This window comes from Legionella tucsonensis (assembly GCF_001468035.1).
Taxonomy (GTDB): domain Bacteria; phylum Pseudomonadota; class Gammaproteobacteria; order Legionellales; family Legionellaceae; genus Legionella; species Legionella tucsonensis.
Genome location: NZ_LNZA01000006.1, coordinates 1 through 1,873, shown reverse-complemented (window position 1 = coordinate 1,873; position 1,873 = coordinate 1). Strand labels below are relative to the sequence as shown.

Sequence of the window (1,873 nt, the reverse complement as noted above, 5' to 3'; positions counted from 1 at the left end):
GATTTTAGGAACGATCCATTTGGAGAGTGAGTGGAATTGGATTTGTTGGGTCAAAATGACCCAACCTACGATTATTATCTAGTCGATTTTTCTTATGCATATATTTTAAAACAAAAAAAGCTTAAGGATTGATTAAAAAAAGAAGACATTTGTAAAATTAATATCTTTTTGTTCAAATCAAGAGTCAAAAAAAGTCAGGTCTTGAATTCATATTTTAAGAAATTTGAGCTCTTATAAAATTAGGAAAAAAGAGCTCAGCATATATCTCATTGATTTGTTTTGATTTCCTGAGATAAGAGAATGCATAATTGATTTATTTATTGTTAGTTTGAGTTTCTTTTATTTAGTTTGCTTATTAATATTCCCTTGAGTTTTCTTTTGTATAATTTAAATGTGGATTTATGAAAAGAGGAATAGCCTGACAGATATTAGATGATAAAAAAATACATTATGTGCTATATATATTAATAGTGATTTTTTTTGAGAAACTAATATGGGTGGACCAAAGCAAGGCCGAATTCACGGCTCAGTAAAAAATTTACGTGATCACATAGAGGCTGTCTTTAACAAGGAAAAGGAAGCAAAGACGCTTCCTAAGGATGTAGAAGAAGCTGCTGAAGGTATGCTTTCTGATTTACAAAAACTTTTAGAGGACTATTCTGAAAAGAATAGTAAAAAAGATCAACTTAAATTAGCAGAAGAAGCTATTAAGGTAATTCATAAATATCAACCAAAATTAGAAGCTTCCCCTGGATTTTGGAACCGAATTAAAGCCCATATAAATAATTTTGTTGAAAAACTGGCTGGGCGTAAAGATCTTTTAGGGATCGATAAAACAGAGTTTGGTGGAGATCAGAGATTTCAATACTTTAAGGGTGAAATTAAGTACTTGAAAAAAGAAGAAGAGAGCACGAAAATGATAGAGATAGGGGATATTCCATCCCAAAAAATAAATTAGTAGAAGACACTATCAGTATAATTCACAAATATCAACCAAGGTTAGAAGCTGCTCCTGGTTTTCGGAATAGAATTGCATCTCATATAGATAATTTTGTTGAAAAACTGACAGGCTATAGAGATCTTTTTGAGATTGAAAAAACTGCATTTGGTAGTTCTAATGAAGTTCAAAAATTTAAGGAAGAAATTAAGAGCTTGAAGCAGGGTTAGAAGAAAATGCAAGAGAGAACGAGGAAGATAGAGGATACTCTATCTAAATAAGTCTCTATCCATGTTTTAATGTTTAATTACTATAAATTCTATTATTTCCACTTATCTCCTTTCAGTTAGAAAGATGATTTAGTTACCGGGTTCTGCTGCGCCACACCCAGCTATATGGCAATCAAGGAGATACACTCTATCCCTTTAGGGTTGACATGAAGATTTTTCCGTCAATAAAGCACCTTCATCTTCTGTGTTTGATTTAAAAAACCCCAAAATCTATATTACTTCTATTCATTGGTTTCTTAGAATAACATTCGCTTAACTGTAATAATAGCTGCTCCATTTCTTCGTAATCAGCTTTGGGGTTATGACAATTCGAGCATTTTAAAACCCTAATGCTGTTTTCGTTTGGCATTTAGGTAGTAATCGTAGGTTGGGTCATTTTGACCCAACAAAATTAAAAGTGATTGCAAGGGACAATCCAAAAGCTATATAAAATATAAATTAAAGGAAATATGAAGCAGTCTAAATCATGGAATATCGAAGAATAATCGTACCCGGAGGGGTTTATTTCTTTACATTGAATTTAAAAAGTAGAAATAGTGAGTTATTAATCAAAGAAATTAAGCAATGACGAATAGACTTTCAAAAAATAAAAAGAAAATACCCTTTTAAGATCGAAGGCATTGTCATTTTGCCCGAACACCTTCAT

The 1,873-nt window shown here is 31.6% G+C and carries 1 protein-coding gene; it reads left to right on the top strand.

What is annotated here, in order from left to right; all coding sequences use genetic code 11:
- Window positions 1-493: 493 nt before the first annotated feature.
- Entirely contained in the window at window positions 494-958 is a 465-nt protein-coding gene (locus Ltuc_RS12660) for a hypothetical protein (RefSeq protein WP_058521730.1), read from the top strand.
- Window positions 959-1,873: the final 915 nt, after the last annotated feature.

Bases quoted from the DNA above. Each gene is read 5' to 3' on its own strand.
- Ltuc_RS12660 (WP_058521730.1), top strand. From the start codon at position 494: ATGGGTGGACCAAAGCAAGGCCGAATTCACGGCTCAGTAAAAAATTTA.